General features: G+C 60.3%; 17 protein-coding genes and 1 pseudogene. 11 read left to right on the forward strand and 7 right to left on the reverse strand.

Going from position 1 to position 16,164, the window contains the following annotated elements; genetic code table 11:
- The first annotated feature begins 11 nt into the window (after positions 1-11).
- Complete coding sequence (locus P1U48_RS17160; protein ID WP_301070426.1) at positions 12-548, forward strand: SMC-Scp complex subunit ScpB; 537 nt, start codon at positions 12-14, stop codon at positions 546-548.
- Here P1U48_RS17160 and P1U48_RS17165 read toward each other — a convergent pair.
- Together P1U48_RS17165 and P1U48_RS17170 are read right to left on the reverse strand one after the other, a co-directional pair.
- Positions 537-1,472, reverse strand: a complete 936-nt coding sequence (locus tag P1U48_RS17165; protein ID WP_301070401.1) for a cation:dicarboxylase symporter family transporter — start codon at positions 1,470-1,472, stop codon at positions 537-539. The two genes, P1U48_RS17160 and P1U48_RS17165, sit on opposite strands and share 12 nt — an antisense overlap.
- Positions 1,473-1,586: 114 nt before the next feature.
- Complete coding sequence (locus tag P1U48_RS17170; RefSeq protein WP_301070402.1) at positions 1,587-2,108, reverse strand: DUF3592 domain-containing protein; 522 nt, start codon at positions 2,106-2,108, stop codon at positions 1,587-1,589.
- A gap of 514 nt (positions 2,109-2,622) precedes the next feature.
- Here P1U48_RS17170 and P1U48_RS17175 point away from each other — a divergent pair.
- Genes P1U48_RS17175 through P1U48_RS17200 form a run of 6 tightly spaced genes read left to right on the forward strand, consistent with a single transcriptional unit; the run spans position 2,623 to position 8,565 of the window.
- Positions 2,623-5,502 carry a monovalent cation/H+ antiporter subunit A gene (locus tag P1U48_RS17175; RefSeq protein WP_301070403.1) on the forward strand — a complete coding sequence of 960 codons (2,880 nt, stop codon included), beginning with the start codon at positions 2,623-2,625 and terminating at the stop codon, positions 5,500-5,502.
- A 2-nt stretch (positions 5,503-5,504) separates the two neighbouring features.
- A complete protein-coding gene (locus P1U48_RS17180) occupies positions 5,505-5,861 on the forward strand; it encodes a Na+/H+ antiporter subunit C (protein WP_301070405.1) in 357 nt (118 codons plus the stop codon).
- Positions 5,858-7,399, forward strand: a complete 1,542-nt coding sequence (locus tag P1U48_RS17185) for a monovalent cation/H+ antiporter subunit D (protein WP_301070407.1) — start codon at positions 5,858-5,860, stop codon at positions 7,397-7,399. Before P1U48_RS17180 ends, P1U48_RS17185 begins: the two co-directional genes overlap by 4 nt.
- Position 7,400: 1 nt before the next feature.
- Positions 7,401-7,901, forward strand: a complete 501-nt coding sequence (locus P1U48_RS17190) for a Na+/H+ antiporter subunit E (protein ID WP_301070408.1) — start codon at positions 7,401-7,403, stop codon at positions 7,899-7,901.
- Positions 7,898-8,185: a K+/H+ antiporter subunit F gene (locus P1U48_RS17195; RefSeq protein WP_301070410.1), complete on the forward strand. Its 288-nt coding sequence runs from the start codon at positions 7,898-7,900 to the stop codon at positions 8,183-8,185. Before P1U48_RS17190 ends, P1U48_RS17195 begins: the two co-directional genes overlap by 4 nt.
- Complete coding sequence (locus tag P1U48_RS17200) at positions 8,182-8,565, forward strand: Na+/H+ antiporter subunit G (protein WP_301070412.1); 384 nt, start codon at positions 8,182-8,184, stop codon at positions 8,563-8,565. Before P1U48_RS17195 ends, P1U48_RS17200 begins: the two co-directional genes overlap by 4 nt.
- A 224-nt stretch (positions 8,566-8,789) precedes the next feature.
- Here the strand turns inward: P1U48_RS17200 and P1U48_RS17205 are convergent, their stop codons facing one another.
- The 3 genes from P1U48_RS17205 to P1U48_RS17215 all read right to left on the reverse strand — a co-directional run bounded on the left by P1U48_RS17205 (position 8,790) and on the right by P1U48_RS17215 (position 12,042).
- Positions 8,790-9,290 carry a phosphoribosyl-AMP cyclohydrolase gene (locus P1U48_RS17205; RefSeq protein ID WP_301070413.1) on the reverse strand — a complete coding sequence of 167 codons (501 nt, stop codon included), beginning with the start codon at positions 9,288-9,290 and terminating at the stop codon, positions 8,790-8,792.
- A gap of 38 nt (positions 9,291-9,328) precedes the next feature.
- Positions 9,329-10,528 (reverse strand): GTP-binding protein, encoded by a 1,200-nt coding sequence (locus P1U48_RS17210; RefSeq protein ID WP_301070415.1) that lies wholly within the window; start codon positions 10,526-10,528, stop codon positions 9,329-9,331.
- Positions 10,529-10,881: 353 nt separating this feature from the next.
- On the reverse strand, positions 10,882-12,042 hold the full coding sequence (locus P1U48_RS17215) for a GTP-binding protein (RefSeq protein ID WP_301070417.1): 1,161 nt from the start codon (positions 12,040-12,042) through the stop codon (positions 10,882-10,884).
- Positions 12,043-12,133: 91 nt separating this feature from the next.
- On the opposite strand from P1U48_RS17215, the gene P1U48_RS17220 reads away from it, so the two are divergent.
- The 3 genes and pseudogenes from P1U48_RS17220 to P1U48_RS17230 all read left to right on the forward strand — a co-directional run.
- Positions 12,134-12,355 carry a hypothetical protein gene (locus tag P1U48_RS17220; RefSeq protein WP_301070419.1) on the forward strand — a complete coding sequence of 74 codons (222 nt, stop codon included), beginning with the start codon at positions 12,134-12,136 and terminating at the stop codon, positions 12,353-12,355.
- 180 nt (positions 12,356-12,535) lie between these two features.
- A complete protein-coding gene (locus P1U48_RS17225; RefSeq protein ID WP_301070421.1) occupies positions 12,536-12,877 on the forward strand; it encodes an RcnB family protein in 342 nt (113 codons plus the stop codon).
- A 7-nt stretch (positions 12,878-12,884) separates the two neighbouring features.
- Positions 12,885-13,163 (forward strand): annotated as a pseudogene (locus P1U48_RS17230) (ATP-binding protein); the annotation flags it as partial.
- Between the two features lie 4 nt (positions 13,164-13,167).
- Here P1U48_RS17230 and P1U48_RS17235 read toward each other — a convergent pair.
- Together P1U48_RS17235 and P1U48_RS17240 are read right to left on the reverse strand one after the other, a co-directional pair.
- Positions 13,168-14,391 carry a GNAT family N-acetyltransferase gene (locus tag P1U48_RS17235; protein ID WP_301070422.1) on the reverse strand — a complete coding sequence of 408 codons (1,224 nt, stop codon included), beginning with the start codon at positions 14,389-14,391 and terminating at the stop codon, positions 13,168-13,170.
- Between the two features lie 5 nt (positions 14,392-14,396).
- The gene (locus tag P1U48_RS17240; protein WP_301070424.1) at positions 14,397-15,425 is read right to left on the reverse strand and encodes a hypothetical protein; all 1,029 of its coding nucleotides are present in this window, start codon (positions 15,423-15,425) and stop codon (positions 14,397-14,399) included.
- 406 nt (positions 15,426-15,831) lie between these two features.
- Here P1U48_RS17240 and P1U48_RS17245 point away from each other — a divergent pair.
- On the forward strand, positions 15,832-16,164 hold a 333-nt coding region (locus tag P1U48_RS17245; RefSeq protein WP_301070425.1), incomplete at its 3' end, for a hypothetical protein.

Below are 16,164 nucleotides of genomic sequence, written 5' to 3' on the forward strand. Positions count from 1 at the left end.
TGCCGCAGGAGCTGCGCTGGCGCGAATGGATGCGGCGGATCGAGGCGGTGCTGTTTGCCTCGGCCGCGCCGGTGCCGCGAGCGGACCTGGCGCGGGTGGTGGGGCAGGGGGCCTCGGTCGACCTGCTGGTCCAGGACCTCGCCGCCGATCTCGAGGGGCGGTCGTTTGAGATTGCCAAGGTCGTTGACGGCTGGATGTTCCGGACGCGGGTCGCTTATGCGCCCGCGATCCGCGCAGCGGCGGATGTCGGAGATCAGTTGCTGGACCTCGGTGAATTCGACGTCGCGGTGTTGGCCGCCATTGCCTACCACCAGCCGATCACACGCGACGAGCTGAAGGACATCTTCGGCAAGGAGATCAGCCGCGACCTGATCGGCCGGCTGCATGCGCGCAACCTGATCGGGACCGGGCCAAGGTCACCCCGTCGCGGCGCGCCCTATACCTTCGTCACCACCGAGCAGTTCCTGGTCGCCTTCGGTCTGGACATGCTCGCAGATCTGCCCGATCGGGAGCAGTTGGAAGATGCGGGGGTTATATCAGCGACGTAGCGCACGGATCGCCAGCGCGCAGACGCCAAGCTCGCGCGCCGATTGGATGGTCACCGGCATCACCGCTGACGAGCTTGATGTCGAAAAGGCCAGCAGCAGGTAGAGGCACAGCAGAACAGCAAGTCCCAGCAGCACGGTTCCAACGTAACCGGAGATGCCCAACATGGTTTCGAACCCCATGCGCATCACCAGTTGCGCCATCAGACCGAAAACCGCGAAAGGCGCCAGGAACATGGCCCATTTCACGATGTTCATCGAGATCGCGAACAGGGCCTCCATAAGGGCCAGGAAGGGCCGCGCGCGCTCGGGCTGGACCTGGGTGACCGAGACTCCCACCAGCAGGGCCAGCACGACCACGGCCAGCATGTCCTCTTGCACGATCGAGGCCGTGGGGTTGGCGGGCAACATCTTGACGATCACGTCCGGCAAAGACACCTGAGCGGTCGGCGTCGGCAAATCGGGTAGGTCACCGGTTTGGGACGGCACGCTTGACGCGGAAGGCCCCTGTGAAATTCCGGCGAGCCTCACGCCGGGCCGCAACCATTGAGCAAGCGCCACACCTATCATGGCGGAGACCGTGGTGGTCGCAAGGATGAAAGCGGCCAGCCGCAACCCGACCGAGCGCAGCTGTTCGCCCGACCCGGCCCCCGAGAGGCCTTCGACAATCGACGAAAAGATCAGCGGCACCAGCACCATGGCGATCAGGGCCAGGAAGATGCGCCCCGGCAGCGCCAGCCAAAGGCCGATGATCTCGGCCGTGTCGGGGGGAACAAAACCGGCGGGTTCGCTTAATAACAAGCCAAAACCAAATCCCAGCACCATCCCGAGCATGACCTGGGCCCAGAGTCGGGACGTCATCCAGACCCGTAGTTTGAAACGCTGCCGCGAGAGCCGCATCGTGTTGTCTTGCATATCGTTTGCCATGACTGCGCCTCTATCTGCTGCTGGTCGTCAATTGGGCGCTGTCTTGGGGTCGGGCTTGCTGGCGGTCACAGCAGCCCGACCACGGTGATTGGCTCGTGTGGCGGACGCTTGGGGTTAGCTATCGGCGTCTTGACTTGCGAGAACAGTCGCGCGGGCGCGTTTGACCGTAAACCAGCCGCCAACAAGACCGGTAAAGATCAGCCCCGCCGAACAAAACAATGCGAGCCAGAAATACCGGGTAAGATGGCCTAAATCGACCGCGTTCTGTTTGGGATCGTCTGGCAGATACCAGACGTCAATCGGGCCGCCGTCGCTGAGGGTGTCGAAAAGCTGTTCTCTGACGCGTTGCTCCCCACGGGTATGAGGATCGGCCTCGGTGGCGAAGATGTAGGCGACATCGTAGGTATTTGGCTTGTTCGTTATGGTCTCGTGCAAATGGGTGACTTCACCGACCACCTTGACGCCGTGGTCCAGGAATGCGGCCGTCTTCTGATAGTCGGAGATTTTGAGCATCCCAAACCCGATGCCCGCCGCGACAAGCAACGGGTAGACCCATATCTGTTGACGCCACATCGCGCCGATCACCGTCTGCTTCCGTCCGTCCATCATCATGTCCTTTGCATCATCCATCATCATGGGGCCTGAGATCACATTTCCCGCATGATGGGCGATGTTCCAAGGCCCCACATACATGAGGTCAGGGCGCGGAGTCGACCTGCGGCAGTGCTGTGGGAACAGGTCTTCGGCGCCCGGGCGGGTGGTCATTGACGGCCCAGGGCGGACCTTGGCCATGGCGTCAGCCGCCGCGCCACAGCTTCACCAGATCTGCCATTGGCGCATCCCGCAGCATTTGGGGGGGGAATGACCGCTGTGCGGGCTTTGTTGCCGTTCGCTCTCTCGCAAGCAACGCCATTCCCACACCGAAGCCGACACGAACCGGGCCTGGTTCAGCCCCAGCTGCTCTGCCCGGCCGAGATGTTCGTATACATTCGCTGCGGCGGAGAAATTGGTCGTTTTTCAGTCGATTTTGGCGGTTTGCGGATCTGAGAAACGAGCAGCTCTTACGCAATACTGCCGGATCACCCCTCCTCCGTTGCGAATCCTGTGCACTGTTGTACAGATTGGCAGATTGAATGAATCAGGAGTCTGCGTGTCCCTCCTCTTTATCGTTGCCTTGCCCTTCCTCGGGGCACTTCTGCCCGGTTTGATGAACTCGGCGGGTCGCACCGCCACTGCGGGTGTGACCTTCACGGTCTCGTTGGCCGCTTTCATCGGCTTGATATCCAATTTGCCCTCGGTCCTGGCTGGCGAAGTGGTGGCGACGCGGATCGACTGGATGCCGTCCCTTGGTCTAAACTTCACATTGATGCTGGACGGGCTGGGCTTTTTCTTTGCCCTGTTGATCCTGGGCATCGGCCTTCTGATCATCGCCTACGCCCGGACCTACCTGAGCCGCGACGACAACATGGGCGAGTTCTACACCTATCTGCTGCTGTTCCAGGGCGCGATGGTGGGCATCGTCCTGAGCGACAACATCCTGCTTTTGCTGGTGTTCTGGGAACTGACCTCGTTGTCGTCCTTCCTGCTCATCGGCTTCTGGAAACATCTGCCAGAGGGGCGGCAGGGCGCGCGGATGGCGCTGATCGTCACCGGCATGGGCGGCCTGGCGATGATCGCCGGCATGCTGATCCTGGGGCAGATCGTCGGCAGCTATGACCTGAGCGTGATTCTGCAGAATCGCGACCTCATCCAGGCGGATCCGCTGTATGTGCCGGCGCTGGTCCTGATCCTGCTGGGCTGTTTCACGAAATCGGCGCAGTTTCCGTTCCACTTCTGGCTGCCGCACGCCATGGCCGCACCGACCCCGGTTTCGGCCTACCTGCACTCGGCCACGATGGTGAAGGCGGGCTTGTTCCTGATGGCGCGGATGTGGCCGGTTCTGTCGGGCACGCCCGAATGGCTGATCATCGTCACCTCTGCCGGGCTGGTGACGATGGTACTGGGGGCGGTCATCGCGCTGTTCAAGCACGACCTGAAGGCGCTTCTGGCGTTCTCGACCGTCAGCCATCTCGGCCTGATCACCATGTTGCTGGGCACCGGCACCGCCTTTGGTGCGATGGCGGCGATGTTCCACGTCCTCAATCACGCGACATTCAAGGCCGCGCTTTTCATGTCCGCCGGGATCATCGATCACGAAACACACACCCGCGACATTCGTCGCCTGGGCGGCCTGCGGCACCTGATGCCGGTGACCTTCGTGATCGCCTCGCTGGCGGCGCTGTCGATGGCGGGGATTCCGCTGCTGAACGGCTTCCTGTCCAAGGAAATGATGCTTGAGGAGGCGACGCATACCGTCCTGTTCGGCACGCCCTGGCTGGTCCCCGGGCTGGCGACCTTCGGTGCATTGTTTTCGGCCGCCTACAGTTTCCGCCTGATCGGGCATGTGTTCCTCGGGCCGGTCCGCGATGCTTATCCCGCCAAGCCCCATGATCCGGGTGCCGGGATGTGGCTGCCTCCGGCGATCCTCGTGGTGCTGGTGGTCGTGATCGGCGTCGCGCCCTTCCTTGCCGAACCCTTCGTCAAGCTCGTCACGGCCTCGGTGCTGGGCGATGCGGCGGTGGTGCCGGATGCCCATTTCAAGATCTGGCACGGGCTGGTGCCGGCGCTGTACCTGTCCGGTGTCGCGGTCGTTGGCGGCCTGTTCATGATCGCCATTTTCAACCCGGCCCTGCGCCTGTGGGACGCGACACCGCGGCCCGAGGCCAAGGTGATCTTCGACGCCATCGTCGAGGCCACGGCCCGGCTGGCCGAACGGCTGATCCTGCCGCTCCACAACGGCGCCTTCACGCGTTATGCGGCGGTCGGGGCCATTGTGATCTTTGCGGCGGGCTTTCACGCCTGGAGCACCGGAACGGTGGGCGCCCCGACACGCGCGGTGCAGGCGGCCAGCCCGGTGGTCATCGTCGGCTGGGCGATGCTGGTGGCCGCGACCGTGGGGATGGTGCTGATGCACCGCAATCGCCTCTTGTCGCTGATCCTGATCGGTATTGTCGGCCTCACGGTTTCGGTCGGCTTTGCCTTTTTCAGCGCGCCTGATCTCGCAATGACGCAATTCACCGTCGAGGTGGTGACGATCATCCTGCTGCTTCTGGCGCTGAATTTTCTGCCCAATCGGACGCCGGTGGAAAGCACGATTCTGCGCCGTGTCCGCGATGCCGGCGTGGCCATTGCGGGCGGGGTGGCGACCTTTACACTGGCCTATTACTACCTGCTGCGCGAGGCGGTGGACACGCCGATTTCAGAGTTCCATCTGGCCAATTCCTACAAGGGCGGTGGCGGCACCAATGTGGTCAACGTGATCCTTGTCGATTTCCGGGGGTTTGACACCTATGGCGAAATCATCGTGCTCGGTATCGCGGCCCTGCTGATCTATGCCCTGACCGAGACCTTGCTGAGAGGTCCGGTGCGCGCGCGGCTTCTCAATCGTCAGCCCGATCAGCCACGGGCCGGCGATGTGCACCCGATGATGATGGTGGTTCTGACCCGGGTTCTGATGCCGGTGGTGCTGTTGGTCGGATTCTATATCTTCTGGCGGGGCCACAACCAGCCTGGCGGTGGTTTCATAGCCGGCCTTGTCGTTTCGATCGGGATTGTGATGCAGTATATGGCCAGCGGCTTTGCCTGGACCTCGGCGCGGTTGAAATACCCCTACCATGGCGTGATCGGGGCGGGTGTTCTGATTGCCGGCCTGACGGGCATCGGCTCGTGGTTCGTGTCCAAACCCTTTCTCACCTCCGACTTCACCTACGTCCGCCTGCCACCCTTCGAGAAATTCGAGCTGGCCACGGCGGCGCTGTTTGATCTGGGCGTGTTCCTGGCGGTTGTCGGCGCGGTCATGCTGTCGCTGGAAAGCTTCTCGCGGCTCGCGCGAAGCGCGCACTCCCCGGACAGCGAGCACCCGATGGATATCGACCCGTCGCGGAATGATCCTCCTCTTGCAGAGGCCGGATCCGTCAGGGAGGGCCTGTAAATATGGAATTGCTCATCGCGTCGGCCATCGGCGTCATGACCGCCGGGGGACTTTACCTGATGCTGCGGTTGCGGACATTTCCGGTAATTCTGGGAATGTCGCTGCTGACTTATGCCGTCAACGTGTTCCTCTTTGCCTCGGGCCGCCTGACCGTGGGGGCCGCGCCTATTCTGAGCGATGCGGCGACCACCTACACAGACCCGCTGCCGCAGGCGCTGGTGCTGACCGCCATCGTGATTTCGTTCGGCATGACGGCCGTGGTGGTGATGATTGGCCTTGGCGCCTTTCTGGGGTCCGATGACGACCACGTGGACGACCAGCCCGAGGCAATCGACAAGACTGCGGAGGCTGGACAATGACTCACTGGATCATCGCCCCCGTCGTTTTGCCCGCAATGCTTGCGGCCTTCATCGTGCTGGCTGCGCGCCATCACCTTGCCATTCAGCGCGCCGTGTCGGTGGCTGGGGTGCTGACGCTGGTGGCCATCGCGCTGGGGCTGGCGCTACAGGTGTCGGACGGCAACATTCTGCTGTACCGGCTGAGCGATTGGGCGGCGCCTTTTGGCATTGTGCTGGTTGGTGACAGGCTGTCGACCGGGATGGTCATGTTGACGGCGGTGCTTGGGCTGTTCGTTTTGCTCTATGCGATAGGCTCCGGCTGGGACAAGCGCGGATGGCATTTTCATGCGTTGTTCCAGTTTCAGCTGATGGGCATCATGGGGGCGTTTCTGACCGGAGACCTGTTCAACCTTTTCGTCTTTTTCGAGGTTTTGCTGATCGCCTCTTACGGGCTGATGATCCACGCAGGCGGCAATGCGCGGCTGCGGGCGGGCGTGCAATACGTGCTGTTCAACCTCATCGGATCGACGCTGTTCCTGTTCGCGCTGGGGTCGATCTATGCCGAGACCGGCACGCTCAACATGGCCGATCTGGCCGCGCGCGTCGCCGTGATCGGACCAGAAGACACTGTGGGTATCCGGGTGGCGGCGGTTTTGTTGCTGCTGGTCTTTGCGATCAAGGCGGCGGTGGTGCCGTTGCATTTCTGGCTGCCGTCCAGCTATGCCGAGGCGCCTGCGCCGGTCGCGGCCCTGTTTGCGATCATGACAAAGGTCGGGGCCTACGCGATCATCCGGGTCTATACGCTGATCTTTCCGCCCGACCTTGAGGTCACATCTGGCCTCCACGACCTGTGGCTGCTGCCGGCTGCGCTGTTGTCTCTGGCCATTGGCATGGTCGGGGTCTTGGCGGCCAAACGGCTGGACCGGCTGGTGGCGTTCTCGGTCATCGGGTCGATGGGCATGGTGCTGGTGGCCACCGCGCTGTTCACCCCGGCGGGCATCGCGGCGGCGCTGTATTACGTGGTGCACTCGACCCTGGCGGGCGCGGCGCTGTTCCTGATCTCCGACCTGGTGCGCACCGGGCGTGGCAACGTGGATCTGACAGCGCAACCGCCCGTCGCGGGCGCGGCGATGACGGCGGGGCTGTTCTTCGCAGGCGCCATCGCGATGGTGGGCCTGCCGCCGCTGTCGGGTTTCATCGGCAAACTGCTGATACTGGATGCCGCCTATGGCACCAACCTGGTGGTCTGGATCTGGGCGGTCATGCTGGTGTCCAGCCTGATCAGCCTCGCGGGCTTTGCGCGCGCGGGCAGCGTCCTGTTCTGGAAGGCCGAAAGCGTCGAGGCGCCGGACACGATGCCGGACCTGTCGACCCCGGCGGCACTGTCCTATGTCGCGGTGGGCGGGCTGATCGCGCTGCTGGTGGCAAACACGGTGTTTGCCGGGCCGATACATCGCTACACCACCAGCATAGCCGCCCAGCTGTTCGCGCCGGGGCCCTATATCGCGACGGTGTTGGACACCCCCGGAAAACTCGGCACGCCGACGGAGGACCATTGACATGGCACGGGCATTTCACTGGCTGCTGCCGCACCCCTACCTGACGCTGCTTCTGGCGGTGGTCTGGGTGATCCTGCAGAACGACGTCTCGGCGGGGATGGTCGTCTTCGGCATCATCCTCGGGATCATCATCCCGCGGGGCACGTCGATCTGGTGGCCGGACACGCCGAAAGGGTTTCGGCTGAGCAAGATGTTCAGCTACAGCATCATGGTGTTGTGGGACATCCTGGTGGCCAACGTGCAGGTGGCATGGATCGTGCTGACCGTTCCCAACTCGAAACTGAAGCCGGCCTGGATCGTGGTGCCCCTGGACCTGCGCAAGCCCGAAGCGATCACCATCTTGGCCGGAACCATCACGCTGACGCCCGGCACCGTCTCGGCCGACCTGTCCGACGCGGGACACAGCCTGCTGGTGCATGTCCTGCACACCGACGACCCGGACGCCGTGCGTGACGAGATCAAGACCCGCTATGAACTTCGCCTGAAGGAGATTTTCTCATGACGACGGCTTCGGCTCTTCTGGATATCAGCGTGGTCATCGCCTTCGTGGCCCTCGCCCTCGGTCAGATCCTGTCGATGGTGCGGCTGGTGCTGGGCCCGACGTCCGGTGACCGGATCCTGGCGCTGGACACGATGGTCATCAGCGCGCTGGGTCTGGTCGTCATGCTGGGCATCTACCTGGGCATCCAGATCTATTTCGAGATTGCACTGCTGGTCGCGATGCTGGGATTCGTCTCGACCGTCGCGCTGGCCCGCTTCCTTCTGAGGGGAGACATCATCGAATGACCGCCGAGATTGTCGGAACTTATCTTGTCGCGCTCTGCCTGCTGATCGGGGCCGGTTTCGTGATCGTGGGCGTGATCGGGCTGCTGAAGTTCAACGACCCGATGACACGTCTGCACGCGCCGACCAAGGTGGGAACCATGGGGATCGGGATGCTGCTCCTGGCGTCGATGATCCACTCGGTCCTTCTGGGCGAGGCGTCCATGCACGAGCTGCTGATCATGGCCTTCCTGTTCGTCACCGCCCCGATCTCGGCGCATTTCATCGCAAAGGTCGCCATCCACGGACGCACCTGCGAAACACCGCCGCCGCCACTGAAAGACGACACCTGGTCAACGCTGAAGGTCTCGGAAGCGGACCAAGAAATCGAAAGATTGCCCTGAAAACCGGCTTCGGCAGTACCAATGGCAGCCATGCGCAGCACTTGTCATTGCGGGCTCAAAGCTGACGTCGGATGCGCCGCGACCTCCTGTGCTATGATGCCCCGTCAGCGTCGGGTTGTCGTCGTGGGAGGGAATGGCGGTCGGAGGACCATTCAAGCCCAAGCACCTATGGGCGATCAGGGTTAGACCTGAGTTAGCCGAGAACCATCGAGACCTCGCACTTTTCAATCTGGCCATCGATGGCAAACTACGCGGCTGTGATCTGGTCCAAGGGACGAATGATGCAGCACGATACGCAACGCACCATTCGCGTCCCTCTTGTAGCCAAAGCTCTTGTCGACCCTGGTGTCGTTCCCATCCTTGTCGATGAGAATGATCCAGCCCATCCACATGGCGATATCGCCCTCGATGAGCTCAGCCGAGGTCACGCTGTCCATGGCGCGCCATCCTCGGATCGCAAACCCGGTATCAAGGGGGTATTCGTCGGAATGCCCGCAGAAATAGGCCAGCGCGCCGGCCTTGGTCGGGCGAAACGTCTGTTCGCCGCTGGCCATGGTGGGTTTGAACATCACCGGCCCCAGACCATAGCCGTAATTCGCATCCAGATGCGCCATCGCGGCGACGCGGGCCACGTCAAGCCCGCCCTCTTCATAGGCCTTGGAAATCGCGACTTTCTGTTCGCCCCAAATGGTGCGGGCTGCCAATAGATCCTGAGATGTGATCATAGTCTTCCTTCCGGTTGCAAGTTGCATGCAGGGTCAGTTCATGCCCCCCAGCGCGGGAACGGGTCGGGCAGCGAAACCCAGGCTTCCGGCTCAAACTCCGTGGTTTCGACCAATGCACCATTCAACTTCGCGCTGATCACTTCGCGCTCAAGCCCCGCACCGATAAAGACGATCTCCTGACGCCGGTCGCCCCAGGGCTCAGCCCAGATGCGGGCGATTTCGGCCTGCGCCTCGGGATGCTTGGGAAGCCTCTCTTGCGGCACCGAGGCCCACCAGCGCCCCAGCGGCGTAACCGAGGACATCGCACCTGCGAGACTGAACTCGACAGCCCAGTCCGGCCGGGTTGCAATCCAGAAATGCCCCTTGGCACGGATCGCGCCTGGCAATGGGCCGTTCAATACGGCGTGCAGTTTGACCGGGTCAAATGGCGCCCGGGCGTTGTAGACAAAGGAAGTGATGCCGTATTCCTCGTCTTCCGGGACGTGGTTGGCAAAACCGTACAGCTCCTTGGCCCACATCGGATGCTCGTGAGCGGTTTCGAAATCGAACAGGCCGGTATCGAGAATGGTGCTGGGCTCCACCTCGGAATGATCAGTTTCGATAATCTTCGCGTCGGCGTTCAGACTGCGAATGATCTTGCGGGCCGCATTGGTGCGCTCCGGACCTGCATCGGAGACCTTGTTGAGGATCACCACATCGGCAAATTCGATCTGTTCGGTCAGAAGACTCACGAGGCTACGATCATCCTGATCGCCCAGGGATTCACCTCGGTCGGTCAGGAAATCGTGGCTGGCATAGTCCTGTAGCAGGTTCACCGCATCCACCACTGTCACCATGGTGTCGAGCCGCGCCACATCCGACAGACTCTGGCCTTGCTCGTCGCGAAAATCAAAGGTCGCGGCCACGGGCAGTGGCTCGGAAATACCTGTGCTTTCAATCAGCAGGTAATCAAACCGACCTTCTTCTGACAGGTGGCGCACCTCCTTCAGAAGGTCGTCGCGAAGCGTGCAACATATGCAGCCGTTCGACATCTCGACCAGCTTTTCTTCGGAACGCGACAATTCGGTCCCCTCGCGCACGAGGTCGGCATCGATATTCACTTCGGACATGTCGTTGACGATGACAGCGACGCGTCGCCCCGCGCGGTTGTTGAGCACTCGGTTGAGAAGCGTGGTTTTGCCCGCACCGAGAAAACCGGAAAGGACGGTTACGGGAAGACGGGTGTCGATAGCTGACATGGCTATTTCCTTTGTTTATCAGAAGGTCGGGATTTTTTTCGGGTTTGGCCGGGCGTCAGTCAGTGCAGATGTCACATACTTCGATGACCTGGCGCAGGGGGACAAAGCCGGTTTCTGCAACAAAACCCGAGGCACCCACTGGCAGGTCTGGAGCGGTATGCGCTTCGACCTTTCCGCAAGGGGGCCGACAGATCGGCGGCGGGGCTGGCGGAATCAAGCGCGCGGCTTGCGCCATCGGGCAGGCGTATATGGATCATTGCGGGATCTTCCTTTCCAAAAAGCGCGAGCATCGGATCGTGTCCGGTTTGTCCCCTGGGTTTCAGCGGGCCAGACGCCAAAGCGGCAGCCACGGGTCAGAGGGGGGACTTGGTGGTATCGGCCATCATGCCGCCGGGCAGGTGATCTGACATCGCCCCGTCCTCGGGCCGCATCAACAGCACCTTGAGGCTGGCCGAGAGGTCCGCCTCCTCGATGTTTCGCGCGATGACGACGACGCGGCTGGTCGTATCCTCGCCCGACCATGTTTTTAGCGGCACGGGAGCGTCGAAAATGTGCTGCACCCCGTGAAACACGAAAGGATATTGCAGCCCCTCGACGTGCAAAATGCCCTTCATGCGCAGGATGTCCGGCCCCCGGAGCTTGATCAATGTATCCAGCCACGTATCAAAGACCTCGGCGGGAATGGGATCTGTCACCTCGATCGAGGCAGAACAGATATTGTGATCATGCCCGTGCTGCGCCGCTGGCATTGAGGGGTTGAAGGTCGCCGGAGCCGCGGGTTTTGACCCGAACCCCGAAAGACCGGCAAAGGGATCAGGCTTGGCCGCTTCCTCCATCATGTTTGCCGACATCCCCAGCCAACTGTCCACATCCGAAGGAGTCACGTCCTTGTGCATCGCGATCAGGCCGAACAGCGTTCCCACCGGCACTTTGCCGTGCTCTGCGTGAACGCGCCGAGCCGAGCTATTGAGCCCGCTCAACCGTTTCTCGAACCGTGTCAGGTCGAAGGCATCGACCAGATCGGTCTTCGACAGGATCAGCAAGTCAGCTATGGCCACTTGGTGAACCGCTTCGAATTGCTGGTCGAGCGTGTTCATACCCGTTGCCGCATCCGCCAGCGTCACCACACCATCCAGCCGGAAGGCCTGCGCAATCTGGCGGTCTGTCATCATGGTGTGCACGATCGGACCCGGATCGGCGATGCCGCTGGTTTCGATCACAACCCTGTCGAAATCGACCAACCCCGAAACACGCTTTGCCAGAAGGACCCCAAAGGTTTCGGCCAGATCCCCGAGGATCGCGCAGCAAAGGCAGCCCGATTGCAGCACGATGGTTTCTTCAGTCGCCTCTTCGATCAGGTCATGATCAAGCCCTACATCACCGAATTCATTCATGATGACGGCAATCCGCCCGGCCTGTGGATCGCGGATCAGGTGGTTCAGCAGCGTTGTCTTTCCTGCCCCGAGGAACCCCGTCAACAAAGTGACCGGAACGCGCTTGTCCTCCAATGCCATCTGGATTCGCCTTTTAGCTGTGTTCTTTGCTTTCAGTCACAACCTGATATGATATAACATTACCTTAAACAAGAGCCTCCAATGGACCGAGATGTCACCATTGAAATTTCAATCCCGCCAATCCGTGGAGCAGGTCGAGGAAGGCACTGATCTCGCACCCAAATTCGGCGAAGATGGCCTGTACCCTGCATCACAACCGATGCCACCACGGGTGACGGCCCAGCGGACACTCGCGTTGCGTGAAGCGATCGGTCGCTCGCCGGATGTCGCGCTTATCGCCGATATCGACAGCCGAGTTCCATGCGTGGTGTGACCGGTTTCAAGTGAACGTCTTCCAGATTCGAGCGAAGTTGGCGCGAAGCCATGTTGCAACCTGCCGATCTCCAAGCTCGACCGTCCTATCGCGGCTGATTGCAAATAACTTCAAAGTTTCAGCGACGGAAAACTGTCGAGCGAACGTTGAAAATGGAGGTAAACAACAAGGTAGAACCCAATGCAGAACCTGATGAAACGATACGCAACCATGTTTGTCCTGGCTACCGCAGCAGTGGCCGTCACGCCGGTGGCGGCCATGGCGGACAGGGCAGACAGGGCGGACAGGGTCGAAATAAAGCAGGGGGCCCGTAGCCACGGCTCCAAGGTGAAGGTGGTGAAACAGCAACGCCATACGCATGCCGTTGGTCACCGTTTCCGCAAGCAGGATGTGGTCGTTGTCAATGATTGGCGAGCACGCGGCCTTCCGCGCCCCAGTCGCAACGAAGTTTACGTCGCAGATGGAGGCAATATTTACTTGGCGGTGGCTGCAACGCTTTTGGTTACGGCATTGATTAACTGAGAAGTGCCCGCTCGCCCAGACCGGTGGTCAGCTCCTGTTCCACCTGATCAGCCGCCTCTACGCGCGCACCTCGATCATCGTGCGAACCAGTCTCGACTTCGCCGAATGGCCCTCGATCTTCGGCCCCTCTCATGGTTTGCAAGCCAACCATGAGAGGGCAGTGGACGCGAAGATGACCACTGCGCTGCTCGACCGCGCGACCCATCACTGTGACATCGTCGAAACCGGCAACGAGAGCTGGCGCATCAAGACCCGGGAGCAACCGAGGCGCCACTGGCCCGATTGAAATGTCACGAAAATATCTTTGCGAATTGCGCGCAAGCCCGGGCGGCGCGATCGGTTTTGCCGGTGCTCAGGAATGTCTCAATACGTCGCATCGCCTCACCGATGCAGATGGAATCAAACACCAGATCATCGGTTAGCTCCTTGCGGCGGGCCTCAAAATACAGGACATCCTGATCCTGCGCGCCGTAATTGTATTTGTAGGGCTCATTGCCGTGACAGAAATCATAACAAATATAGCCTTGCCTGATCGCCCATTCGATACTGAAAAAATGCAGTGCCGAACCGATAAAGCCCTCTGTTGCAGCAGCATCCCGGCCTGCCACGATGAAATGCATCAACCCGTTCTTTACGTCCAGCACATGCCCCAACGCGCCCAGCGGCGTGTCTCCTTTGCGCAGAACCGGCATGAATAGTGTTCCGGTGCGCTGTGCCGCGGTCAGAACGTCGCGGTAGTTACCGGCAACACGCTCGGCCTGTTCATCGCCTTTTTGTGCGCCCCATTTCTGTTTCCAGAAGGTCAGCAGCGCCTCCAGGTCAGCCTCCAATGAGGTGTCGTCGGTGCAGGTAATACGGTACTCGCCGGTATCCAAACTTCTGCGTTTGAAGCGGTTGAACTTTTGGCGCGTGTTGCTGCTGATTTGGGTATTCAGGTAGGTGTCGAAATCTTCAGGCAGATCAACCTGCGGGCAAAGCAGATTGTTGGTTTCCTTGTTGTTAATCATGTAGTCCCGGAACCGCACCGAAAAACCCTTGGCGGCCAGCGCATCGGTAAATATCTTGCAGCGACGGTGCTGGGCGACATAGCGCATCGACAATTTGCTCCACGGCATCTGCGCCAACCTGTCCGCGGCGGCAATCAATGCCTCGGCCTCGTACGCGGGATCACATAGGAAACCGGTGTATTCACTCCACAGCAGTCGCCCGGCGGCTTCCAGCTCGGTCTGAAACTCTTTGCGGCTGGTGCTCCAATGCAGGCGGTATTTCAGCGGTAGGACGCACAGAATATTGTCCCCAGCACCCTTTTTGCGCACCACGATGACGCTCCACCGGAAAAGGTTGTCGCGGAAAATCTGCGCCATCCAGTCCCAGGTCAGAAACACGGTTGATTCAGGGTCGCGGCGTTCAAGAACCTGCCATTCCTTGCGTAGTTTGACAAAATCGGCATAGCCATCAATGACACTAACCTGCAGTGCAGTGTCGGGGAGGGGTGTGATTTGTTCATGCTTCATAAGGGTCACGCTTTTGCCAGTTTCAGGCTGTCTTTCAGAATGTTCAGAAATACGAGTTCGGCCTCTTCAAAATCGCGCGCCACGGGTCGTGTTTCGCGGTTTCGTTCCGCGAAATAGGAACCAACCCGGCAGATCTGTGCGGCAAACTCGGGGTGTGCGCCAACATCGTCGTATTTGCGCACGCGTGTTTTCGACAACCAGCCGCGTTTGCTTGTCTCATGCACGATCAGCTTGAAGCGCTGGATGCAATGGAACGTCAGATAGAGCGCCATGTAATCAAGATAGTCGTCCAGTGTGTGGCCGGTGCCGGGGTCAAAACAATCGGCGACAATCGCCTCCATCACTTCGGGCTTCAGGGGCCAGGCCTCATCTCCGATCAGCCAGGCGAAATCTTCGGCGCCGTGGCGCGCGCCTGAATATTCACAATCGAACCAACGCAGCCTGTCATCCGGCCCAATGGCGGCATTCCCTGACCGGCAGTCCCATTTGACGAATTGCGCGCCGGGGTAGGCGATCATTTCACAGATGGCAGGCCTGTCCAGGTTTGCAGACCGCCCCTGAGAAAACGCCCCAAGCTCGTCGACCCCGTCCACGAAGTTTTCCAACCATAGCTGGTTCTGTCCCAGATGCGGCAGGGCTTCGTGCAACTTGACCTTGCGGCCGGCGGCCTGGATGCGAAAGATCGACGCGACAGCTTCATGAGCAAGTTCAACCCGTTTGGTCTTGTTGACCTTGGATATCTCAAGATTGAGGCGCTTTCCGCCCACATCGGACTGAAACAATATCTCGCCATCCACACCCAGGCACTCGGGCAGGTCAGTGCAATTCGGCCAGAGTTTCTGAAGCGTGAAAGCCTCAATATGTGTGCGGCGAAAGTTGGGGCGCAGGCTGGCAATCACAGTGCGGTCGGCAAAAACAAGCCGATAGCTTGAGCGATTTTCGCCCCCCGGTGCGTCAACCTCAAGAACCGGTTGGGCAAAGAATTTTTCAGCACTCTCTACAACCCGCATTTTGCGGCTTTTTTTGTTGCTCATGCTTACCTCAAATGACCAAAATTGGTGTCCATTCCCCCACAGAACCGGCAGGTGCACTGCTTGAATCAGGGTCGAGGATCAGAGCTACCGGCAAAAACCGGCAAATTTGAGGTCGGACTAAGGAAATGATTTACCACTTCAGATTCGCCGCTGCCCAAACATGATTCGCAAGGAGATTGATCTTGGGTTCTCAGCAAAAATTGGTGTCAGCTCATACTGTTTCTGGCTGGGCGACAAAAACCGGCTAATTTGTTCAAAATAAGAAGAAAACTTGTCGGCTTTCCGGCGATCACATAGCGTTAACGAATTGATTTTTGAGCGGTTCTCTGCGGCCTTCTACACGGCTTCGAACAGTAAACCAACGCGTTTGCGCGCATGAATTTCCGGTGGAAGGGGAGATGAGCATATGAGAGATTTTAGAGACGATACCACCCAGGGCTCCGGTCACGCATCGGCCAGTTCAACAGCCGCCTATCATAATGGCGGCGTCGAAGGCTCGTCCCTCTCCAGTTGGTATGACGAACACCTGGCTGACGATTTCAACGAGAGCTATGGCTCCGGTGGCACCAAGGGCTCTGGTGGCACCAAGGGCTCCGGCGGCACCAAGGGCGACGGCGGTACCAAAGGCTCTGGCGGCACCAAAGGCTCCGGCGGCACCAAAGGCTCCGGTGGCACCAAGGGCTCCGGCGGTACCAAGGGCTCCGGTGGCACCAAGGGCGACGGCGGTACCAAGGGCTCC

The organism is Pseudooceanicola sp., from assembly GCF_029213205.1.
In the GTDB taxonomy this organism is placed as follows: Bacteria; Pseudomonadota; Alphaproteobacteria; order Rhodobacterales; family Rhodobacteraceae; genus Pseudooceanicola.